We start from the raw sequence: 21951 nt of genomic DNA on the forward strand, positions 1-21951 counted from the left end.
TATCTACCTCTTTCCCTTTTCTTTAGTATTTAAATTTATACATTTACTCCGAAATTTCTGCACAGGGCATTAAGTCCGTCCCGGAAACCGCTTCCTACAGCCCGGAATTTCCATTCGCCGCTTGACTTATAGAGTTCGGCAATAATGATAGCAGTTTCTATGCTGAAATCTTCAGCAAGGTCATATCTTAAAATTTCCTCGTTGTCATCCTCGTTTATTATTCGGATAAACGCAGTGGAAATCTGTCCGAAATTCTGCTGTCTTTCACCGGCTTCATGTATAGTAACAATAATAGGTATTTTTTCTATGTCAGAAGGTATTTTGGAAAAATCAACCATTATAGTTTCATTATGTCCCTCTTCTGTTCTGCTGCTTCCTGTATGAATTACCGCTTTTGTCTCGGATTCCATGTTATTGTAGAAGATAAAATCCACATCCTGTGTTACTTTTTCCTCTGCATTTAATAAAAATGCAGAAATATCAAGATCAAAATCTATGCTCTCGTCATCCCAGCCAAGGCTTGCAATTATTTTTTTCAGATTGGGATTTTCTTTTGTCAAATTTGTTTTCTGACCTTTTGTTAATGAAATTGCCATAATCACTCCTCCTAGTGTGGTGATGCGTTTAGTTTTGGCTAAAAGCAGATAAGCTGCCACACACTAATTTACTATAACATATACTTAACAGGAAATACAGAAAAAATCCTGTAAAAACAATTTTTAATAATATTGCTTATGTATAAAATTAAATTTTTATGTTAAAACTGTCCTGTTTTAGTATTTTAAAAAATTCATTTATTATAAAATCTTTATTATTATACCAGATTTTAGAGATTATTTTAATCAATTTATTTCTAAAAACAATTGCAGCGGATTATTTAAAATAAAAAATATACAAAGAGAATAAAACAGGCTGTAAGAATTCAAATATATTTTGAAAATCCCACAGCCGTTTTTTATTTTAAAATTTATAGTTTTTCTCTGTAATAATATTATTTATTGTAGGTTTTTGCAGGAAAGATAAGTTTTCTTATCATATCCACAGGGATTATAAGAACTGATAATCCAAAAATAACAAGCCATTCAGAAACTGAAAGCGGAACAGTCCTGAATATTTCCCCGCCTATATATACTAAAACAATTTGGATAATAAAAATCAGGGCAAATACCTTCAGAAAATTCGGATTTAGGCTGAGATTGCTGAAAACATTGATTTTGTCACTTCTTACATTAAATCCGTTAAAAAGTCCGCTGAATACAAATAAACAAAAGTAAGCTGTTAGATGATGAATTTCATCAGCGAACAAATTCCTGAATATATCCAGTTTTAAAAACAATATACTGATAATAGTGGTCCAGATACCTGTCCAGAAAATAGCCGTACTCATACTTTTAGAAACAATTTTTTCTGATCTGCTTTTCGGACGTTCTTTCATATACTCGGAAAGTGCTGGTTCTCCTCCGAGAGCTAAAGCTGCCAGAGTATCCATAATCATATTGATCCATAAAATCTGAAGAATCGTAAGCGGATTCTGAACTCCTGTAAATGGTGCAATAACTGATATCAGCACAGCTGAAATATTAATGTTCAGCTGAAATTTCAGGAATTTTTTTATATTGTTATAAATGGTTCTTCCATATAATACTGCTTTTTCAATAGATTGAAAATTATCATCAAGAATTATAATATCCCCGACTTCTTTTGCTATTTCGGTACCGCTTCCCATTGCAAATCCGATATCGGATCTTTTCAGTGCAGGTGCATCGTTAACACCGTCTCCTGTCATTCCTGCTACAAGTCCCAGCTCCTGAGCCAGTCCCACAAGGCGGAATTTATCCATTGGAAGTGCTCTTGCTATTACCCTTACATCAGGAAGTACTTTTTTGATTTCTTCATCAGACATTGTCTGAAGCTCATCTGAAGTAAGAACAACCTCTTTGTCAGAGGTAAGAAGCCCGCTGTCTTTGGCTATTGCCATAGCTGTTTCTTTTCTGTCCCCGGTTATCATAATAACCTGAATTCCTGCTGTCATAACTTCTTCAATGGCTTTTACAGCCTCCGGTCTGATATCATCCCTTATTCCCAGAATTCCGAGAAAAGTCATTTCTTCCGGGACAACATCTTCGGTAAGCTTTTTATCACTTACAGTAAGGGCAAGAACCCTGATTGACTTTTTAGCGAGGTCGTCAATTACTTTTGTAATATCCGGTTTTTTTGTAAAAGCCTGTTTATTTCCATCATTATCATAATATGTAGTGCATTTTTCAAGAAGTCTTTCCGGTGCCCCTTTATAGAAAGTAAGGTTGAGATTACTGTCGAGTTCTGAGGCAGAGTATTTATTAGTACTGTTAAAAACCTGTTTGGTTTTTACTTCAATATTATCATCAATTTCATTTCTGTCAATAAATCCCAGTATAGATCTTTCAGTGCTGTTTCCTCCGATAATAGCTCCGTTTTCAGCTATCATTGAGGAAGTATTTTTGGAAATAGCAGTATTTACAAGCTTTCTCAGCTCATCAGGTATTTCTGCATACTCTTTATATGAATCAAAGCTTCCGTTTTGAAAAAGGATAACCTCAAGACGTCCTTTTGTGATTGTTCCGGTTTTATCTGAAAACAGGATATTTAATGAACCTGCTGTTTCTATACCTACGAGTTTTCTCACCAAGACGTTGTCCTTAAGCATTTTCTGCATATTCTGCGAAAGAACTATGGCGATCATAAGAGGAAGTCCCTCAGGTACTGCCATAACTATAATAATTACTGCATAAATCAGTGAATTAAGAGCAGTTTTTGCTATTTCAAGAGAATTGGCAGCTGTAAAAAATACTGACGGATCATTCAGATGAAGTGAAGTATAAAGAAAATTCAGTATACCAATAAGTATTGCACCCATATATCCGATTTTTGAAATTTTTGCTGCAAGATCTGAAAGCTTTATCTGCAAAGGAGATGGAGTATCCTCAATATTCATGTTCTGCATCATAATACCGTTGACAGTCTGCATACCGACTTTTTCAATTTTTATTACACCCTCACCATGGCTTACTACAGCGCCTCTGTAAGTTTTATTGGGGTGAGTAAAGTCTATTTTATCGTCAAGCACAGTATCGTCAGTAACAGGCTGTTTGGGATTTTCGTCAGATTCACCGTTTAGAACCGAGTTATCGACTTTAAAATGTCCGTAAACCACAATACCGTCTGCGGGGATTTTATCTCCGGAATTCAGCAGTACATAGTCTCCGACTACGATTTCATCAATAAGAATCTCCTTGACATTATTATTTCTATACACTTTTACCAGAATTTTATTTGCTTCTTCCTGTAATGATCTGAATTTTTTGCCCGAAGAATATTCATTAAGCGTGGAAACAATAGTGGCGACAAATATTGCCATCGCGATACTTACAGGTTCGATCATTTTGATAATTCCAAAAAGTGAGAGAACCAATAATAAGATGCAGCAGACACTAAGTATCTTAATCATTGGGTCATTAAAATTTCCAAGGAATTTTTTCAAAAATGTTTCAGATTTTTGTTCGATGATTTCGTTATTTCCGTTCAGTTCGCGGCTTCTGGTTACCTCTTCTTCATTAAGCCCGTTAAAATTAAAGTCCATTTTCCATGCTCCTTTTTTATTAAATATAATCATTAATTATACTATAATTCTTTTGAATTAGCAATATGGAAATTCTTGGTGAAAGCAAGAAAAAACCAGTATGCTGACCTGTTTGCTTTTTATGTGCCGTTATACTCTCCTTTATTTTTTATCCTGTGAAGTATTGAAATCAGATAGGAGCATGCAGATAACAGAAATAATAAGAGTGAAAAATAACATGTCTGAAGCTTTGGGATATGGCAGTACATATAAGAAAGCTTCAGTTTAGAGTGACAGTGTTAAGTTAAAAAAATTGAAATAATAAAAAAATTATGATAGGATTCACTTAAGAAAATAAATATTAGATAAAGAGGTAGATAAATGGAAACTAACAATAAAATTTCCGAAATTATACAAAAGAATTTTATATCAAAAATTTCATATTTTTCAAAATACAACAGTGAGATAAAAATAAGTGAAAACAGTGATTTCATGAGAGTGGATTCAATGCTTCCCTCTGATACATTTAATATATGTGTATTAAAAAATAAGAATTCTTTGGAAAAAGTAGAAGTTTTTCAGGAAATAACAGAGTATTTTAATAAGAAGTCATTTCCCGCTGCAGTCTGGCTATGGAATGACAATTGTGCTTCCAAAGAAAGAATGGAAGAGAGCGGTTTTGGTCTTTCTGAAATAGAAAAAGGCATGTATATTGATACCTGTAAAATTAAGGAAAAAGATCTTAAATATGAAGGCTTTACAATTGAAAAGGTTTCTTCCGGTAAACAAATGGAAGATTTTTCCAAGGTAATAGCTTCTATATTCGGAGAAACAGAAGAAGCACATTATGTAAAGAGGCAGTATGATATTCTTGGGCAAAAAAAGATATATACAGATACTGAAATGACATTTTTTGTGGGGTATTTTGACGGAACTCCTGTTTCCTGCGGAACTGTTTATGTAACAGAGGAAAGTACCGGAATTTATGATGTTGCTGTAAAAGAAGACTGCAGAAAAAAGGGATTTGGTTCTGCTATGTTTGCCCATTTGATGGGTGAAGCAAAGAAAAATAATACAAAATATTGTATTTTACAGGCGTCGTCTGACGGAGCGGGAATTTACAGAAAAATGGGATTTACTGATGTATGTGATATAGATGTTTATGAAAACAGGGATTTTTTGTAAAAAATTAAGGAGAAAAAATGCATTATGCGTATATAGTAAAGTGTTCTGACGGAACCTATTATACCGGATATACCAATGATCTTGAAAAACGCCTTTTGGCACATAATGCCGGAAAAGGTGCCAAGTATACCAGAAACAGGCTTCCGGTAGAGATGGTATACTTTGAAGAGTATGAAGATAAGTCAGAAGCAATGAAAAGGGAATATGCCATAAAACGATTAACAAGAAAGCAAAAGGAAAAATTGATTTCAGGTAAAGTATTACCTGCTGTACAGATAAAATAACATGCGGTTTTTAAATTGAAAAAATAGTGTATTTATGATACAATTTATTTAATAAGTAGATATACAAATTAAAGGAGAGAGATGATAGTACTAGGTGTCGATCCCGGAACAGCAATAGTAGGCTACTCGGTAATCGAATATGTGAAAAGTAAATACAGGATACTGGATTACGGCTGTGTTTATACAGATAAAGATGAGGATATGCCTGTAAGGCTGGAAAAAATATATGACGGGCTGGACGGAATTATAAAAATCTGGAAACCCCAGGATATGGCCATAGAAGAGCTTTTCTTTTTTAAAAATCAGAAAACGGTAATAAAAGTCGGGCAGGCACGAGGGGTAATAACTCTTTGCGGACAGAAAAACTGTCTGGATTTGTATAGTTACACACCATTACAGGTAAAGATGGGAATAGCAGGTTATGGAAGAGCTGATAAAAAGCAGATACAGGAAATGGTAAAAGTTATTCTGGGAATGGACGAAATACCAAAGCCTGATGATGCTGCCGATGCTTTGGCCATTGCTATTACTCATATAAACTCCAAAGCCGGATTTGGAAGCTTCAGCAGAGGAGATAATTTATCGAAAAAGCTTGGAAAGCTTGAAGGTAATAAAATTAGTGTTTCAGAATATAAAAAGTTAATGGGGCTGAAAAAATGAACATAGTATTATTGAATCCGGAAATCCCCTATAATACGGGGAATATAGCACGGACATGTGTACTGACCGGAACCGGACTGCATCTGATAAAGCCGCTCGGCTTTTCGCTTGATGAGAAACAGATAAGACGGGCTGGGCTGGATTACTGGAAAGATGTGAAGCTTACCGTATGGGACAGTCTTACAGAGTTAATGGAAAGTAACAAAAATGCGAAATTTTATTTTGCCACGACAAAGACCAGACAGAAATATACTGATCCTGTTTATAGAGAAGATGACTATATTGTGTTTGGTCCTGAATCAAGAGGGGTGCCGGAAGAGATTCTTCTGGAAAATAAGGAAAACTGCATTACAATACCGATGCTGCCAAAAGGAAGGTCACTGAACCTGTCTAATTCAGCAGCAATTATATTGTATGAAGCACTCAGGCAGAATGAATTTAGAATGAGGGATATATGATGCGAAAATTTATTTTTTTTCTTTTATTCATTGCAGCACTTACAGGTGGTGCATATTATCTGATGAATACACTTTTCCCGATAAAATACGAGGAATATGTAAAAGAAGCAAGTGAAAAATATGACATAGACGAGGCACTGATTTATGCTATTATAAAAGCTGAAAGCGGCTTTAACAGCAGTGCGAAATCACATAAAGATGCTCAGGGACTTATGCAGCTGCTTCCTTCTACAGCAGAGTGGATAGCTAAAAGAGAAAAGATAAAAAGTTATGATCTTCATGACCCTAGAGATAATATAATGCTGGGAACAGCATATTTTAATTATTTACTGCAAAAAACAGACGGAAATGTGGAGAAAGCATGGATAGCGTATAATGCAGGAATTGGAAGATTAAAAAACGAAAAGTGGAGGCAGATAGAGGAAACTACTAAATATGTGCAGAAGCTGAATTTTGTATATCCGATATATAAGTTCAGACTAAAGTACAAAATATAAAAGAGGTGTTGTAAAAAATGGAAACATGGAAAGACGAAGTTTTGGAGCAGAGTTTTGTTAATACGGATTTGATAGAAAAACTCATATCAGCTGAAAATATACCAAGTGATGAAGAGTTTAACAAAGTAATGGAAAAAGCCGAAAAAGGAAAAGATACACTTTCACTTGAAGAAGTGGCGGTACTCCTAAACTCACCACAGAAAGAAAGAATTGAGAGAATTTTCGAAACAGCTAAAGAAATAAAAGAAAGAGTTTACGGACACAGGGTGGTTTTATTTGCTCCGCTGTATCTGGGAAATAAATGTATGAATCTTTGTACATACTGTGGTTTTAAGGCTACAAATACTGAAATAGACAGGCTTACCCTTGATTTGGATCAGATTGACGGAGAAGTAAATACACTAATAGATCAGGGTCATAAAAGACTTATACTTGTTTACGGTACGCATCCTGATTATACTGCGGAATATATCGCTAAAACAGTAGAAAAGACCTATTCGGTAAAAGGTGAACACGGTGAAATAAGAAGAGTTAATATAAATGCGGCGCCTATGTCTGTAGAAGACTTTAAAAAAATAAAAGATTCAGGAATAGGAACATATCAGATATTTCAGGAAACATACCATGAGCCTACATACAGCCATGTCCACCCGCAAGGTGAAAAGGCTAACTTCAAATGGAGACTTTTCGGTCTTGACAGAGCAATGAAGGCCGGGATTGACGATGTGGGAATCGGAGCTCTTTTCGGGCTTTATAACTGGAAATTTGAGGTTTTGGGATTGATGAGCCATGTGCTTCATCTAGAAGAGAATTACGGGGTAGGACCTCATACAATTTCTTTCCCGAGACTTACAGAAGCCACAGGAATAGTAAGACATGAGGACTACACAGTAAAGGATGACGAATTAAAAAGAATAATAGCAATATTAAGACTGGCAGTGCCGTACACAGGATTAATTCTTACTGCAAGAGAAAGTGCCAAGATGAGAAAAGAGTGTATGGATCTGGGAGTCTCACAAATAGATGCCGGAACCCAGATAGAGCTTCAGGGATATACAAAAAACGAGAAAGAACAGGATCTTGCAAAGGAACAGTTTACAATAGGAGACAGCAGATCACTTCTGGAAGTAATGCAGGATCTGATGGAAAACGGATTTGTGCCGTCGTTTTGTACAGCGTGCTACAGACTCGGGAGAACCGGAGAGCATTTTATGGAATTTTCAAAACCCGGATTTATTCATAATTTCTGTTCACCTAATGCTTATCTTACACTGGCGGAATATCTGGAAGATTATGCAGAAGAGGAAACCAAGGAAACAGGCTATAACCTTATAAAACAGGAGATAAAAACTGCACCGCTTGATGAGAGAGTAAAGAAAGACGTAATAGAAAAACTCGAAAAAATCAAGAATGGTGAAAGAGACCTGTATTTTTAATGTTTTGTACTGAGATATACCAAGCAGGCGAAGGCAGGATCAGAAAGAGGAGGCTATGAAGGATTACGGGAAATATAAGCCGTTAATAGAAAAAATAATGGAAAACAATACAGGCAAGATTACTCTGACAAAAAGAACTGTGCATAGAAATTCATATATTTTCAGTGTAGGTAAAACACAGTTTCTTCAAAGCAGTATTATTTTTGAAAATGATGAAATTACTGTATTTCAGGAGGGGGTTTCTCAGGAAAACATAAGACTTGTCAGTGAAGTTTTTAAAAATGAAAAAATATTAGAGGAGAGATGAGATGAAACAGTATTTGGATATGGTTAAGTATGTGTTGGAAAACGGGATAAAAAAGGAAAACAGAACCGGGGTAGATACTATTTCTAATTTTGCATATTTTTACAGAGTGGATTTAAGTGAGGGTTATCCTCTCCTTACTACAAAAAAAATGTATTTTAATTCAATGCTGAAAGAACTTTTCTGGTATTTAAGCGGTGAAGAGCATATAAAAAATTTGAGAAAAGATACTAAAATATGGGATGCATGGGCAGATGAGGAAGGAAGGCTGGAAACAGCATACGGAAGATTCTGGAGAAGATATCCCGTACCTGAAACACATCTTGACGGTGAAGTATTCGCAGACGAGAGCAGCAAGTGGGTAACAAGAGAGTCAAACGGACAGCTTGTTTTTGATCAGATTGGATATGTGATAGATACTCTTAAAGAGATGAAGACAAATCCTAATCATAAAAACGGCAGAAGACTGATAGTTCTTGCATGGAACCCGGGAAATGCCGCTATAAGCAAGCTTCCGCCGTGCCATTATACATTTGCGTTTAATGTACTTGGGAATAAGCTGAACTGTCATCTGACACAGAGAAGCGGGGATATAGCTCTGGGAATACCGTTTAATCTTGCATGTTATTCTCTTCTTACAATGATGATAGCAAAAGAGTGCGGATATGAACCGGGAGAATTCGCCCATACTATAATTGATGCACATATATATGAAAATCATATAGAGGGGCTTAAGGAACAGCTGAAAAGAGAGCCGCTGAAGCTGTCTAAGATAGAGATAGCGGATAAGCCGTTTGATGAGCTTACATTTGATGATGTAAAGCTGGTGGATTACGTGAGCCATCCGCTGATAAAATTTGAAGTGGCAGTATAAAATAATAGAAGAGGTGGAATATGTTTAGTGCAATTGTAGCAGTAGGCAAGAATTATGAAATTGGAAAAAAAAATCAGTTGTTGTGGCATATTTCAGACGATTTGAAAAATTTTAAAAAAATAACAACAGGAAAAACAGTTATAATGGGAAGAAAAACCTTTGAAAGCATAGGAAAGCCGCTTCCGAACAGAAGAAATATAATCTTGTCCAGAACGTTGGATAAGGTAGAGGGAGCTGAGGTTTTTCATTCGCTGGACGAGGTAATCAGCTTATTTGGGAAAAGCAATGAAGAGGTATTTATAATAGGCGGAGCAGATATATACAGTGAAATGTTTGACAGCTTTCAAAAGCTGTATGTTTCATTTATAAAAAATGAGGACACTGAGGCAGATGCATTTTTTCCAAAGATTAATTTTTCAGACTGGAAAATTATGGAAGAAAGAGATTATGAAGCTTGGAGCTTTAAGATATTAGAAAAAATACAATGAATTTTTTGTGATGGGAGGGAATCATATGCCTAAAGTAAAGTTTGACAGGGAAGAAATAATAAACACTACTTTTGAATTATTAAAAAATGACGGAATAAGAGGAATAAGTGCCAGAAATATAGCAAAAAAAATGAAGTCATCTACAGCACCTATTTATGCACACTTTGAAAATATAGCTGTTTTGAAAAAAGAAGTTATAAATATGGCAAAGGATGTATTGGTTAATTATCTGGAGAGGATGTACACAGACAGAAAGATGCTTAATACCGCTATGGGTGTGGTAATATTTGCAAGGGAACAGAAAGAGCTTTACAGATCTATATTTTTAATTGATGCAGATTTTAAGAGTATATTTGAAAGAGCTGTTCTAAAAATACTGGAAACAAGCAGGGATGATGAAAGATTTGAGCATTTTGACAGAAATGAAACTATGAATATAATTTTGAAAATCTGGTATTATCTGCATGGTTATGCTACTCTTGTCTGTACAGAGTTTATTAAGAATCCTACTGATGAAGAGATAAAAAATAAAATACTGGAAGTAGCAACAATATTTATTTCTGATGCTTTGGATAAGAAACTGACAGCTATAATTAATAAAAATAGAGGAGAATTTTTCTGCCTCTTTTTTTGTTTGAAAAATTTTTTATAATATAGGTTATATATTCTGTGACAGTAATAGAATCTTTCTTTGTATTAAATGAGAAAAAAACACCGGAAAACCGAAAAAAAGAAAGACTTATCGAAAAGCTGTTTCTGCCTGTAGGTTTAAAGTGCAGGAAAACATGGGAGTATCATTTCGGGATAATGGATGTAGATGAAACTATGGTTTTGGGGGAACTGGTGATTTATTAGTTAAATAAAGAAAATCAGCTAAGTAATATAAAGAGAAATTGCAGAAACTGTCTTAGTTTTTTTAAGGCAGTTTTTTTGTATAAAGTATTTTATTGGAAAATGTAAGCCAAAGATAAAATTAGTATAAATATTTTACATATAAAACCAGAATTAGAGCATATTAAAGAAAACAAGTGAAACTTTTTTGGAAAAATACGGCTAAAAGTTGAAGATTGTTTTTTTTTAATTATGAGCTAATATGTATAATGGGTGATATCAGTGTATATAAATAATCGATTATTAAAAGTAATAGAATTTTTGAAAAATAAAGATGAAGCAACGATAAAAGAAACTGCCGTAGCCTTAAAGATATCTGAAAAGGCAGTAAGATATGAAATTGATAAACTGAATTTTATACTGGCAGTAAATAAATTCCCCGAGATAAAAAAGGAGTCTAAGGGAAGGCTTATAAGCCGTGAATTTTCAGCAGCATATGATGAAAAAGTATTTTTGGAGCTTATAAATAAAAATACAAAAAATGACAGAAAGGAATACATAAAATTAAGAATTCTGCTTGATGAAAAAATAAATTTTTCCCGTATGTCCGATGAACTGGATGTAAGCCGGACTACTGTAAAAAATGATGTAAGTGAAATAGAAAAGGAAATAAAAAAGGAAATAAAAAAGGACGGTATAAAGCTTAATAATAATAACCACGATAATGAGGAAACCGACATAAGAAACTATATCCTGAAAAACTACAAGGAAAATATAAATAAATTCTTCTATATGGAAGAAACAGAGAGCGGTCTTATAGATACTCTGGTTTTTAACGAGCTTTCCGGGGCAGATATGGATATGATAAGAGAGTTTTTGAACAGAATATCGGAAGAGATAGAAAATAAGGATAATAATTTTTATGAATATATATTTTCCTATCTGATAGTTGCCTATATGAGAATAAGAAGAGGTCATCTGATAGAAAATATGAAAAATAAAAGTTTTTTAAAAAATACAAATGAATATATCCTTGTATCCGGACAGATAAAAATACTGGAAAAAAGCTTTGGGATCACTTATGCCGAGAATGAGGTACTCCAGCTCGTAGACTATATTCTGGGATTTATTTCATACGGCTATAATACTTCAATATTTGAAAGCTGGATAGAGATAAAGCTTTTAGTTCAGGAAATAATAAGCGAAGTAAATAATTATACAGATCTGGATATTACTTCTGACGAGGAGCTGTTCAACGGACTTCTGAATCATATAAAGCCGGTGATCTACAGAATGAAAAACAGTCTGGGAATAGAGGAGGAAATTTATTATGAGGCTATAAAGGCTTACCCTGAATTATTTGATATTGTGAAAAATGCTCTGAAAGGTCTGGAAAATCTGATAGGAAAGAAAATAGACAATTCTGAAATAGCTTTATTTACGATACATTTTCTTGCCTCAATAGAGAGAAACAGAAATTTTAGAAATAAATACAGGAATATCCTTCTGGTATGCGGAGGAGGCTACGGTACTTCAATGCTTGTAGGAAAGCAGCTGGAGGAAAATTATGACATAAATATAACTGCAACATTATCTTATATGGAGCTTTTGGATTATAATCTCGAAAATGTAGATTTGATAATCAGTACACTGACATTGAACGAACATCTGACAGAAAAGATAAATAAACCTATAGTAAAAATAACTGCTTTTTTTACGGTGGAGGATCAGGAAAAGCTGAATATATATCTGGTAAAAAAGAATTCCTATAAGGAAAAAATGAATAAAGTACTGGAATTAATCGAGGAAACCGATATTGTCAAGAACGACAGGGAGCTCAAGAATAAATTAAAGCTGATAATAGATGAAGATGATACTGTTTTGATAAAAAAAGAAAAGAGACTGGCTGATTTTATTCTGGAAGACAGGGTACAGATAATAGACAGTGCGGAAAGCTGGCAAAAATCAATAGAAATATGCGGCAGACCGCTTATCGAAAAAAATGAGATAAAAAAAGACTACATAGAGGAAATAATAAATATAGCAGAGTTATTCGGAGTACATTTTATACTGGAAAATAATGTGGCAATACCTCACGGGGAAGTTTTTACCAATGTGAATAAATCCTGTATAAGCGTGCTGAGTATAAGAAATGCGGTTGATTTTCCGGGAAACAGAAAGGTATTTCTGATGTTTCTAATAGGAGCTGCCAATATTACGGAACACGTAAAAAGTATAGAAGAGATAATAAACCTGACACAGAAAAAAGATTTGCTGGAAAAAATAAAGAAAATAGATAATTCGGCGGAGTTATATAAGTTTTTTAAAACTTTAAATAATTAATAAATAAAAAAGTATAAATCTGGGAGGAAAACAAATGAAACTTACAGTTCTGGGCGGAGGAGGAGTAAGATCTCCTTTTCTGGCAAAATCATTAACAAACAAAGCTAAAGAGCTTGGAATAAAAAAACTGGTATTTATGGATAATGATGAGGAAAAACTGAAAATATACGGAGGAATTGCTAAAAGAGTAGCAGCAGCTGTGGATAAAGATGTAATATTCGAACTTACCACAGATGCGGAAGAGGCTGTAACAGATGCTAATTATATAATAACTACGCTGAGGGTAGGGCAGGATGAAGGACGATATCAGGATGAAAAAACAGCACAGAAATACGGGGTGCTGGGACAGGAAACTACCGGTGCAGGCGGATTTGCAATGTCTTTGAGATCTATTCCCGTACTGGTGGAATACTGTAAGTTAATAAATAAAAAATCTGCTCCGGGGGTAATTATATTTAATTTTACAAATCCTTCGGGACTTGTAACACAGGCGTTAAGAAATGAAGGCTTTGATAATGTATATGGAATATGTGACGGACCGAGCCACTTTACACAGCAGCTCGCAGATTTTATAAAGGCTGACAGGGAAAAATTTGATATAACATGCTACGGATTAAATCATCTTTCATATTTTAGAGATGCTAAAGCCGACGGAAAAGATGTTATGAACGATATCCTGAATCACCCTGCATTATTCAGCGAAACAGAGATGAGACTGTTTGACAGACAGCTTCTTCATATACTTCATGACGAGCTTCCGAATGAATATCTGTATTTTTTCTACTATAACGATAAAGTGGTAGATTCTATAAAAAAGAACGGTTCTGCAAGAGGAGAGCTCATAAAGGACATCAATAAGAGAATGCTGGAAGAAATAAAGAGAACAGATATAAATGATACAGATAAAATATTTGAAATATATATGAGACATCTTATGGAAAGAGAGAAAAGCTATTTTGCCATAGAGTCCGGTCAGGTAAGACCCGAGGAATTTCCTGTTCCTACATTTGAAGAATATGTAAATACACCTGACGAAGGAGGGTATTCTTCAATAGCACTGAACTTCATAAAAGCTGTTAACGGAAAAGGAGATATTTCCATGACTCTTCTTGTACCGAACAACGGGAGTATAAAGGAACTCAATGATGAGGATGTAATAGAGATAACATGTGATATAAGCAAAGACGGGGTAAAGCAAAGAAAAATAGATAATATTCCTGATGCGCAAATGCAGATAATAAGAACAATAAAGATGTTTGAAAGACTCACAGTAGAAGCAATCAAGGAAAAAAATAAGGAAAAGGCAATAAAGGCACTGATGATACACCCGCTTATAAATACTTACAATATTGCAGAAAAGATAACAGATGAATTTTTGGAATTATATAAAGAATATATCGGAGAATGGAAGTGAGAAGATGGAAATAATTAAGACCGGAAATTATGATGAGCTTTCTAAATATGCAGGGGAAATAATACTAAAAGAGATAAAAAGCGAGGAAAAAACATTGATATGTCTGGCTTCGGGAGATACACCGCAGGGAGCGTATACCTACGTGGCAGAAGCACTAAAAGACGAGGATTTATCTAAGTATAATTTTGTATTCGTAGGGCTGGACGAGTGGGCAGGAATGGATAAAAACGATAAGGGAAGCTGTCAGGATTATATGCAGAGGGATTTATTCGGAAAGCTTAATTTAGGACCGGATCAGCTTGTGGAATTTAATGCAAAATCAGATAATCTTGAAGAAGAATGCAGAAAGATGGATGCTTTCATAGAGGAGAACGGAGGACTCGATCTGGTGATTCTTGGTGTAGGTATGAACGGACATCTGGGATTAAACGAGCCTGGGACATCTTTTGATAAATATTCTCATGTAGTAGATTTGAGTGAAAATACCAAGGAAGTAGCGAAGAAATATTTTGAAACAGAGAGAAAGCTGGAAAAAGGAATAACTTTAGGAATAAAACATTTTCTGGAAGCTAAAAAAGAAGTTCTTATTATTTCAGGCAGCAAAAAAGCGGATATAGCCAAGAAAGTGGCAGAAGAGGAAGTAAGTGTGGAAATACCTGCTACATCAGCAAAACTACACAAAAACAGCTGTTTGATATTAGACAGTGAAAGCAGCAGCAGACTTTAAATTTAACGGAGGATACTAAAATGGATATAGAACAAATAAGTTTTCAGATAATTTCTTTTGCAGGAGACAGTTTCTCTACAATGTTAAAAGCTTTGGGGAAAGCAAAGGAAAAAGACTTTGAATCAGCGGAAAAATTAATGGAGGAAGCCAAAAAATCACTTGATGATGCGCATAATGTGCATACAGAGATACTGGTTTCCGAAGCACAGGGAAATAAGCAGGAGTATTCCGTACTTCTGTCTCATGCACAGGATACACTGATGAATACAATACTGGCAGAAACATTATTAAGTGAAATAATAGAATTATATAAAGCAAAGGAAGATAAGGAGTGAGTGAATATGGATTTTGACAGACTTCATATATTATTAGTTTGTAATTTAGGGGCTTCTACTAGTGTTATGGTGAGCAAAATGACCGAAGTGGCAGAAAAAAGTGAAAAGCTGAAAGACGTGGATATAAAAATAGATGCTTATCCTGTAAGTACTTTGAAAGAGCATATAAAAAATTATGATGTAATACTGGCTGGGCCTCAGATAAAGCATAAGGAAAAAGAGATACAGCAGGAATGTGACAAGCTGGATAAGCCTTTTGCCATAATAAACTCAAAAGATTACGGAATGGTGGACGGGGCGGCAATATTAAAAGCAGCAATTCTGCTAAAAGTAAAACATGATAAAAAAAATGTATAACGGAGGATATTTTTTATGAAAGAAAAAAAGATGAACGGCTTTATTATAATGCTTGAAAAATATATAACGCCTGTTGCGGAAAAAATAGAAGCGCAAAGACATATATCTTCGATAAAAAACGGGATGATAAGTCTTATGGCCATTTTGATGGTTGGATCGATAAGTTTGATAGTAATGGGACTGGGGAATTTTTTTCCTGACGGTTCAAGTATAAAAACTCTATTTGATAATTATAACGATGTACTGGGACTTCCGTTTATGTTTACTTACGGACTGCTTTCCATATATGCGGCAATAACTATCTCATATGCACATTCCCAGAAAATGGAAATTCCGGTTTTGCACAGTGTTCTGGGAGCAGTGCTTGCCACGGCAATACTAAATGTAAAAGTAGTTGACGGTGCCTTTGATTTTAGCTTTATGGATTCGAGAGGACTCTTTATAGCTATCTTCGCATCACTTATATCTGTGGAAATAATGGCATTTCTAATTAAGAAAAAAGTGACTATAAGAATAAAAGGACTGCCTGATATGATAGGCAAGACTTTCGAGGCTATTGTCCCGCTGCTTATAATAATATGCATCAGTGTATTTATCAGTATATTTACTCAGGAAATGTCAGGAGGAAAAGCACTTCCTGAGGTATTTGTAACAGTATTAGGACCTGCAACTCAGGGAATCGATACACCGGTAGCCGTATTTTTGGTAGCATTGTTTGAAATGATTTTCTGGTTTTTGGGATTAAATGGTTACGCAATACTTGTAAGCTTTACACTGCCGTTTATGACACAGTATCTTACGGAAAATGCCCAGGCTTTTGCATCAGGCGGAGTACCGACACATATTTTTACGGAGAATTTCTGGGGATATTTTATGGCATGTACAGGCTCGGGAGTGACAGGTGCTATTTCAATTCTGGGACTTATGAGTAAGTCAAAAGAGCTGAAGGCAGCAGGAAAGGCTTCTATAATACCGGCAATATTTAATATTTCCGAACCGGTAGTATATGGTTTTCCGGTAGCATATAATCCATATCTGTTTATCCCGTTTGTAATCGGGACACCTATATTAAGTGTATTTTCATTTTATGTATTCAAATTAGGTTTTATTAATAAACCTGTAGTCAATGTGGGAGGAATGCCGAGTCCAATAGCGCAGTATCTGATTACGCTTGACTGGAAGGCACCGATTTATGCAGTGTTCATTGTTATTTTGGGAATTATTATGTATTATCCTTTCTTTAAAATGTATGAAAAAAGTGTACTGGCCGAGGAAGAAAAAGTGGCAGAAGTAGATAAAGAGCTGGAAGAGCTGGATCTGGATTTCTAAAAAATTATTTATATACTTAAAAAACTGAATCAAAGTTTCTGATTCAGTTTTTTTATTATTTAAAATTCAGTGATTAAAATAATCTGTCCGTTTTCAAAGGTGTATTTTCCACTTCCTTCCAGTCCCATAAAATCATTTGTTGCAGCCTCAGGTTTAATACTTAGACTAGAAATGAGACTGTTTTTACTGTGTTCTCCGGTTTCCAGAAATGTTATAGAACCGGCTTTACCATTGATTATTCCGGAAAATATTGTGTAGCCGGTAAAGGTAGAACGGACTTCATGGAGTTTTTGCGGATTATAAATTGTATAATGAATAAGATATACAGAAGTAAATGTTCCTCTCATCCATCCGGTAGATTTATATTTGGCTTTGGCAATGTTAACAGCATTTTCAGCAGAAAAATCCTCTATAAGAGGTTCATCCCATGAAAGTACTTCTAGTGTAGTTTTATTCATTATAATTCTCCTTTTTTATATTTAATAAAAAATTATAGCTAATATAGTAAATAAAGTCAAATATAAGTATATAAAAAATGCCCTGACATATTTCAAGGCATATTATTATTTTAGGTTATAAATTAGATTTAATAAATTTCTATATATTAACATGTATTTTTTTCTCGGCTTTATTTTTTCTGTAGTAAATATTAAATACAAGCAGAATCAGAAGAACTGTAACAAGTCCGTCTATAAAAAAACCAAACCGTGCAGAAAGCAATGACATAACCAAGCCTGTGAATGAGTTGCCAATAGGGGTGCTTCCTGTATTTACCATGGTATACATACTCATAACCCTGCTTCTGTAACGATTTTCCGTATGAAGCTGTATTCGTGTATTGGCTCCGTTTAAAAAACAAAGATTGAAGAAACCGATAAGAATGAGCAATACAGATATAACAGTTAAAGAAGATGTAAAAAGTGTAAGCATCTGTATAATTCCAAGTATACCTGCTACAAGAATAAGGTAATATTTATAAGTGATTTCCTTTCCCTTTACAGCCATAAACAAAGCACCGAATAACGAACCTACACCTACCATCGACATAAGAAAGCTGTAGGTTCCTTCATCACCCATAAGTGCATCTTTGGCGAAAACCGGAAGTGTTACATTGGTGTTCATAGAAAAAGTACATACAATAGCCATCATAAAAAACGAGGAAAGCAGAATACGGTGTCTGAGAATATATCTTACTCCTGCCCTGATATTACCAAGTGTGCTGATCTCTCTGGAGCTTTTTTTGCTTGTATATCCAGGTACTGAAATAAGGGTAATACCGTAAATTACCGGAACAAAGCTCAGACCGTTTATGAAAAAACATTCTGCCACGCCTATATATTTCATTATAATACCTGAAACAGCAGGTCCTATAATTCTTGCCAGATTAAACGTAGTAGAATTCAGTGAAATAGCATTAGGAAGATCTTCCTTTCCGACAAGGTCAATAAAATATGACTGTCTCGTAGGCTGGTCAATGCTGTTCCCTATTCCTGCCACTACAGCAAGTGCGGCGAAATACCAGTAATTCTCTGATTTCAGCCATACAAGCACTGCAAGCATGAGTGACTGAACCATAAATAAGGTTTGTGTAAAAATCAGAATTTTTTTCTTTGGAAATTTTTCGATAAAAACACCTGCGAATAAGGATAAAAGAAGAACCGGTCCATATTCAAAAATAGACATAAGTCCGAGCAGAAAAGGAGAACCGCTTATTTTATAGACATACCAGCTTAAAGCTGTAACCTGAATCATGCCTCCTATAACAGAGACAGCCTGTCCAAACCAGAAATACCTGAAGTCTTTATGATATAAAGCGGGAAAAACCCTTTTAAAAATATTATTCAAAAACATACAAATCACCCTGTACAAAGAATTTTATGTTTATATATTAATTTAAATTTATTTAATGTTATGATAAGAACCTTCTTTAAGAAAATGTAAGCTATAAAAGTGCTTATACAATTATTATAGCACTAATGACTTTAACTTTAAAGAAGAAAATAAAAAATTGTAAAATAAAACAAAGAGGTGAAATAATTGATATATCAAGGCTTATCTGACAGGCAGGATAAATATGGATGTCTGGGAAACCCAAAAGATTAGAAACTATAAGACCGCAAGTTATCCAAAAAAGTTATTTGTAAAATAAAAAAAAATTCAAAGAAAATATTAATATATAAATTGCTACTTTAGTTAATATATGTTATAATTTTTTAAAAATAGACAGGTGTAATTTATATGAATAAATACAGATTAACCGGCATATTATTAAGCGGTTTTATAAAAATTTTAATAAAAACTACTAAATATAAAGTTGTTCAGTCTGAGGAAGCAATGAAACAAAAACAGGCAATAATTATTTTCTGGCACAGAAAAATTATCCCGACAATGCTGTCCACAGATTTTGTAGAGAAAAAGTCTTCGCTTGTAAGCTCCTCGAAGGACGGGGATATACTGGAGGAGGTACTGACAAGATTTGATAATCTGGTAGTAAGAGGCTCATCAAATAAAGATAATGTAAAAAGTCTGAAGCAAATCCTAAAACTGATAAAAACCGGTTTTTCAATAGGAATAGCCATAGACGGACCAAGAGGTCCCATATATGAGCCGAAATCAGGAGCATTATATATAGCTATGAAAACCGGCCTGCCAATGATACCTATCGGAGGTTATACAAACAAAAAACGAATATTTAAAAAAGCATGGGATAAATTTGAACTTCCCAAATTTTTTTCTAAAAGCTGTTATTATGCCGGGGAACCGCTCTATTTTACAAAGGATTCCGACATAGATGCGAGTATGGAGCTGATAAAGTCAAAGCTGCATGAAGCTAACAGAATAGCAAAAGAATATTATGATAAAGAGTATAGATAAGATAAAGGAGAAAGTTAAATGTCAAAAAAGTTTTATGTATCAACACCAATTTATTATCCTAATGCAAAGCCTCATGTGGGAACTGCATATACCACTATAATTGCAGATGTAACTGCAAGATATATGAGGCTTAAGGGTTATGAAGTAAAGTTTTCTACCGGGCTGGATGAACACGGACAGAAAATTCAGGAAGCAGCCGAAAAAAACAATGTTACTCCTCAGGAATGGGTAGACAGAATGGCGGAAAATTTTAAGGCACTATGGAAAAAATTAAATATTTCAAATACAGAATTTATACGTACTACAGAAGAACGTCATAAAATAAGCGTAAAAAAGATGATAAAAAGAGTATATGAAAACGGTGATATATATAAAGGAGAATATAAGGGGCTTTACTGTGTATCGGACGAAACATTCGTACCTGATAACAGTGTACTTGAAGGTAATAAATGTCCTCATTGCGGAAAAGATCTTATAGAGGTAAAGGAAAATTCATATTTTTTTAAATTATCAAAATATCAGGACAGACTATTAAAATATATAGAAGAAAATCCTGATTTTATACTTCCGTCTTACAGAAAAAACGAAGTAGTATCATTTATAAATCAGGGACTTCAGGATCTGTCAATTTCAAGAACGACTTTTAACTGGGGAATACCTCTTGAGCTGGAAGAAGGGCATGTAATATATGTATGGTTTGATGCTCTTACCAATTATATAACTGTAGCCGGGTTCGGTGATGACGAGAAAAAATTTGAGGATATATGGATAGACGGTAAAGTTATGCATCTTATGGGAAAAGATATACTGAGATTCCATGCGATAATCTGGCCTGCGATGCTTATGTCGGCAGGAATACCTCTTCCGGATACTGTAGCAGCTCACGGATGGTGGACTGTAGAAGGCGAGAAAATGTCAAAGTCAAAGGGAAATGTTGTAGATCCTTTGGAAGAAGTGGAAAAATACGGACTTGACCCTTTCAGATATTACCTAATGAGAGAAGTAACATTTGGTCTTGATGGTGATTATTCGCAAAAAGGGATGATTCAGAGAATAAATGCTGATCTTGCCAATGATCTGGGAAATCTTCTGAACAGAACAATAGGAATGCAGAAAAAATATTTTGATTCGGCAGTAGTACTTGAAAAGGAAGAAACTGCACTGGAAGAAGAAATTTATGCTCTGTGGAAAACAACTGTCGAGGATATAGACACTTACTTTGAAAAGGTACAGTTTTCTGAAGTACTGAAAGCTGTTTGGAAATTTATCTCAAGAATGAATAAGTATATAGACGAAACAGCTCCGTGGATACTGGCAAAAGATCCCGAAAATAAAAGCAGGCTGTCCACTGTTATGTATAACCTTGTGGAGTCGTTATATAAAATTGCTGTTCTGATATCTCCGTTTATGCCTGAAACCGCACAAAAAATGTGGAATCAGCTCGGGATAAATGACAGTATAGAAAATATCAGACTTGATGATATTAAGCACTGGGGAGTTTATCCGGTAAATAATATACTTGGAGAAGCAACGCCTATTTTTCCGAGAATAGAAATAGAACCGGAAAATAAAAAAGAAGCTTTATTTAATGAAAATCTTGAAGTGGAAAATCCTATAGGAATAGAGGACTTTTCAAAAGTACAGATAAAAGTGGTAGAAATATTAGCAGCAGATAAAATAGAAGGTGCTGATAAGCTTCTGAAATTTATCATAAATACAGGAACTGAAAAAAGACAGATAGTTTCCGGAATTGCAAAGTATTATCCGGAACCGGAGGAATTAATAGGGAAAAAGGTTTTAGCTGTCACGAATTTAGCCCCTGTCACATTAAGAGGGGAGCTGTCTCAAGGAATGCTTTTAACAACTGAGGAAAAGAAAAGATTAAAGCTGATAGTAATTGATGAACAGGTGAAAGTGGGGTCAGATATAAAATAAATTATTAGATTGGATGATAGCT

General features: G+C 34.6%; 23 protein-coding genes. 19 read left to right on the top strand and 4 right to left on the bottom strand.

From position 1 onward, the window contains the following. Positions 1–35: 35 nt before the first annotated feature. Together STERM_RS07860 and STERM_RS07865 are read right to left on the bottom strand one after the other, a co-directional pair. Positions 36–596 carry a TerD family protein gene (locus tag STERM_RS07860; protein WP_012861055.1) on the bottom strand — a complete coding sequence of 187 codons (561 nt, stop codon included), beginning with the start codon at positions 594–596 and terminating at the stop codon, positions 36–38. Positions 597–991: 395 nt separating this feature from the next. After that, complete coding sequence (locus STERM_RS07865) at positions 992–3619, bottom strand: calcium-translocating P-type ATPase, PMCA-type (protein ID WP_012861056.1); 2628 nt, start codon at positions 3617–3619, stop codon at positions 992–994. 360 nt (positions 3620–3979) lie between these two features. Here STERM_RS07865 and STERM_RS07870 point away from each other — a divergent pair, with 360 nt between their 5' ends. The 17 genes from STERM_RS07870 to STERM_RS07950 all read left to right on the top strand — a co-directional run bounded on the left by STERM_RS07870 (position 3980) and on the right by STERM_RS07950 (position 17120). Then, positions 3980–4783, top strand: a complete 804-nt coding sequence (locus tag STERM_RS07870) for a GNAT family N-acetyltransferase (protein ID WP_012861057.1) — start codon at positions 3980–3982, stop codon at positions 4781–4783. 17 nt (positions 4784–4800) lie between these two features. Next, complete coding sequence (locus STERM_RS07875) at positions 4801–5067, top strand: GIY-YIG nuclease family protein (RefSeq protein ID WP_012861058.1); 267 nt, start codon at positions 4801–4803, stop codon at positions 5065–5067. 81 nt (positions 5068–5148) lie between these two features. Continuing rightward, the gene (gene ruvC, locus STERM_RS07880; RefSeq protein WP_012861059.1) at positions 5149–5727 is read left to right on the top strand and encodes a crossover junction endodeoxyribonuclease RuvC; all 579 of its coding nucleotides are present in this window, start codon (positions 5149–5151) and stop codon (positions 5725–5727) included. Further along, positions 5724–6185, top strand: a complete 462-nt coding sequence (locus STERM_RS07885) for a tRNA (cytidine(34)-2'-O)-methyltransferase (RefSeq protein ID WP_012861060.1) — start codon at positions 5724–5726, stop codon at positions 6183–6185. The genes ruvC and STERM_RS07885 overlap by 4 nt, the downstream gene beginning before the upstream one ends. Beyond that, positions 6182–6682, top strand: coding sequence for a lytic transglycosylase domain-containing protein (locus STERM_RS07890; RefSeq protein ID WP_012861061.1), 501 nt, complete (start codon positions 6182–6184; stop codon positions 6680–6682). Before STERM_RS07885 ends, STERM_RS07890 begins: the two co-directional genes overlap by 4 nt. A 17-nt stretch (positions 6683–6699) precedes the next feature. Then, positions 6700–8118: a [FeFe] hydrogenase H-cluster radical SAM maturase HydG gene (gene hydG / locus STERM_RS07895; RefSeq protein ID WP_012861062.1), complete on the top strand. Its 1419-nt coding sequence runs from the start codon at positions 6700–6702 to the stop codon at positions 8116–8118. 55 nt (positions 8119–8173) lie between these two features. Next, positions 8174–8425, top strand: coding sequence for a hypothetical protein (locus STERM_RS07900; RefSeq protein ID WP_012861063.1), 252 nt, complete (start codon positions 8174–8176; stop codon positions 8423–8425). A gap of 1 nt (position 8426) precedes the next feature. After that, positions 8427–9296 carry a thymidylate synthase gene (thyA, locus tag STERM_RS07905; protein WP_012861064.1) on the top strand — a complete coding sequence of 290 codons (870 nt, stop codon included), beginning with the start codon at positions 8427–8429 and terminating at the stop codon, positions 9294–9296. Between the two features lie 20 nt (positions 9297–9316). Continuing rightward, positions 9317–9784, top strand: a complete 468-nt coding sequence (locus tag STERM_RS07910) for a dihydrofolate reductase (protein ID WP_012861065.1) — start codon at positions 9317–9319, stop codon at positions 9782–9784. Positions 9785–9809: 25 nt separating this feature from the next. Continuing rightward, complete coding sequence (locus STERM_RS07915) at positions 9810–10436, top strand: TetR/AcrR family transcriptional regulator (protein ID WP_012861066.1); 627 nt, start codon at positions 9810–9812, stop codon at positions 10434–10436. 17 nt (positions 10437–10453) lie between these two features. Further along, a complete protein-coding gene (locus STERM_RS07920; RefSeq protein ID WP_041309871.1) occupies positions 10454–10639 on the top strand; it encodes a hypothetical protein in 186 nt (61 codons plus the stop codon). Between the two features lie 258 nt (positions 10640–10897). Beyond that, positions 10898–12958, top strand: a complete 2061-nt coding sequence (locus STERM_RS07925) for a BglG family transcription antiterminator (protein ID WP_041309873.1) — start codon at positions 10898–10900, stop codon at positions 12956–12958. A 34-nt stretch (positions 12959–12992) separates the two neighbouring features. Then, complete coding sequence (locus STERM_RS07930) at positions 12993–14372, top strand: family 4 glycosyl hydrolase (RefSeq protein ID WP_012861068.1); 1380 nt, start codon at positions 12993–12995, stop codon at positions 14370–14372. A gap of 4 nt (positions 14373–14376) precedes the next feature. After that, complete coding sequence (locus STERM_RS07935; protein WP_012861069.1) at positions 14377–15099, top strand: glucosamine-6-phosphate deaminase; 723 nt, start codon at positions 14377–14379, stop codon at positions 15097–15099. A gap of 20 nt (positions 15100–15119) precedes the next feature. Continuing rightward, a complete protein-coding gene (locus STERM_RS07940; RefSeq protein WP_012861070.1) occupies positions 15120–15434 on the top strand; it encodes a PTS lactose/cellobiose transporter subunit IIA in 315 nt (104 codons plus the stop codon). Positions 15435–15440: 6 nt separating this feature from the next. Then, the gene (locus STERM_RS07945) at positions 15441–15791 is read left to right on the top strand and encodes a PTS sugar transporter subunit IIB (protein WP_012861071.1); all 351 of its coding nucleotides are present in this window, start codon (positions 15441–15443) and stop codon (positions 15789–15791) included. Positions 15792–15806: 15 nt separating this feature from the next. Next, a complete protein-coding gene (locus STERM_RS07950) occupies positions 15807–17120 on the top strand; it encodes a PTS sugar transporter subunit IIC (RefSeq protein ID WP_012861072.1) in 1314 nt (437 codons plus the stop codon). A gap of 59 nt (positions 17121–17179) precedes the next feature. Here the strand turns inward: STERM_RS07950 and STERM_RS07955 are convergent, their stop codons facing one another. Beyond that, positions 17180–17578, bottom strand: coding sequence for a DUF3224 domain-containing protein (locus STERM_RS07955; protein WP_012861073.1), 399 nt, complete (start codon positions 17576–17578; stop codon positions 17180–17182). A 139-nt stretch (positions 17579–17717) separates the two neighbouring features. Beyond that, complete coding sequence (locus tag STERM_RS07960; RefSeq protein WP_012861074.1) at positions 17718–18971, bottom strand: MFS transporter; 1254 nt, start codon at positions 18969–18971, stop codon at positions 17718–17720. Between the two features lie 387 nt (positions 18972–19358). Here STERM_RS07960 and STERM_RS07965 point away from each other — a divergent pair, with 387 nt between their 5' ends. After that, complete coding sequence (locus STERM_RS07965) at positions 19359–19994, top strand: lysophospholipid acyltransferase family protein (protein ID WP_012861075.1); 636 nt, start codon at positions 19359–19361, stop codon at positions 19992–19994. 18 nt (positions 19995–20012) lie between these two features. Beyond that, positions 20013–21929, top strand: coding sequence for a methionine--tRNA ligase (metG, locus tag STERM_RS07970; protein WP_012861076.1), 1917 nt, complete (start codon positions 20013–20015; stop codon positions 21927–21929). The last annotated feature ends 22 nt before the right edge of the window (positions 21930–21951 follow it).

Source organism: Sebaldella termitidis ATCC 33386, from assembly GCF_000024405.1.
In the GTDB taxonomy this organism is placed as follows: domain Bacteria; phylum Fusobacteriota; class Fusobacteriia; order Fusobacteriales; family Leptotrichiaceae; genus Sebaldella; species Sebaldella termitidis.

Excerpts from the sequence above, each read along its gene's own strand:
- STERM_RS07860 (WP_012861055.1), bottom strand. The coding sequence starts at position 596 with ATGGCAATTTCATTAACAAAAGGTCAGAAAACAAATTTGACAAAAGAA.
- STERM_RS07865 (WP_012861056.1), bottom strand. The coding sequence starts at position 3,619 with ATGGACTTTAATTTTAACGGGCTTAATGAAGAAGAGGTAACCAGAAGC.
- STERM_RS07870 (WP_012861057.1), top strand. The coding sequence starts at position 3,980 with ATGGAAACTAACAATAAAATTTCCGAAATTATACAAAAGAATTTTATA.
- STERM_RS07875 (WP_012861058.1), top strand. The coding sequence starts at position 4,801 with ATGCATTATGCGTATATAGTAAAGTGTTCTGACGGAACCTATTATACC.
- ruvC (WP_012861059.1), top strand. The coding sequence starts at position 5,149 with ATGATAGTACTAGGTGTCGATCCCGGAACAGCAATAGTAGGCTACTCG.
- STERM_RS07885 (WP_012861060.1), top strand. The coding sequence starts at position 5,724 with ATGAACATAGTATTATTGAATCCGGAAATCCCCTATAATACGGGGAAT.
- STERM_RS07890 (WP_012861061.1), top strand. The coding sequence starts at position 6,182 with ATGATGCGAAAATTTATTTTTTTTCTTTTATTCATTGCAGCACTTACA.
- hydG (WP_012861062.1), top strand. The coding sequence starts at position 6,700 with ATGGAAACATGGAAAGACGAAGTTTTGGAGCAGAGTTTTGTTAATACG.
- STERM_RS07900 (WP_012861063.1), top strand. The coding sequence starts at position 8,174 with ATGAAGGATTACGGGAAATATAAGCCGTTAATAGAAAAAATAATGGAA.
- thyA (WP_012861064.1), top strand. The coding sequence starts at position 8,427 with ATGAAACAGTATTTGGATATGGTTAAGTATGTGTTGGAAAACGGGATA.
- STERM_RS07910 (WP_012861065.1), top strand. The coding sequence starts at position 9,317 with ATGTTTAGTGCAATTGTAGCAGTAGGCAAGAATTATGAAATTGGAAAA.
- STERM_RS07915 (WP_012861066.1), top strand. The coding sequence starts at position 9,810 with ATGCCTAAAGTAAAGTTTGACAGGGAAGAAATAATAAACACTACTTTT.
- STERM_RS07930 (WP_012861068.1), top strand. The coding sequence starts at position 12,993 with ATGAAACTTACAGTTCTGGGCGGAGGAGGAGTAAGATCTCCTTTTCTG.
- STERM_RS07935 (WP_012861069.1), top strand. The coding sequence starts at position 14,377 with ATGGAAATAATTAAGACCGGAAATTATGATGAGCTTTCTAAATATGCA.
- STERM_RS07940 (WP_012861070.1), top strand. The coding sequence starts at position 15,120 with ATGGATATAGAACAAATAAGTTTTCAGATAATTTCTTTTGCAGGAGAC.
- STERM_RS07945 (WP_012861071.1), top strand. The coding sequence starts at position 15,441 with ATGGATTTTGACAGACTTCATATATTATTAGTTTGTAATTTAGGGGCT.
- STERM_RS07950 (WP_012861072.1), top strand. The coding sequence starts at position 15,807 with ATGAAAGAAAAAAAGATGAACGGCTTTATTATAATGCTTGAAAAATAT.
- STERM_RS07955 (WP_012861073.1), bottom strand. The coding sequence starts at position 17,578 with ATGAATAAAACTACACTAGAAGTACTTTCATGGGATGAACCTCTTATA.
- STERM_RS07960 (WP_012861074.1), bottom strand. The coding sequence starts at position 18,971 with ATGTTTTTGAATAATATTTTTAAAAGGGTTTTTCCCGCTTTATATCAT.
- STERM_RS07965 (WP_012861075.1), top strand. The coding sequence starts at position 19,359 with ATGAATAAATACAGATTAACCGGCATATTATTAAGCGGTTTTATAAAA.
- metG (WP_012861076.1), top strand. The coding sequence starts at position 20,013 with ATGTCAAAAAAGTTTTATGTATCAACACCAATTTATTATCCTAATGCA.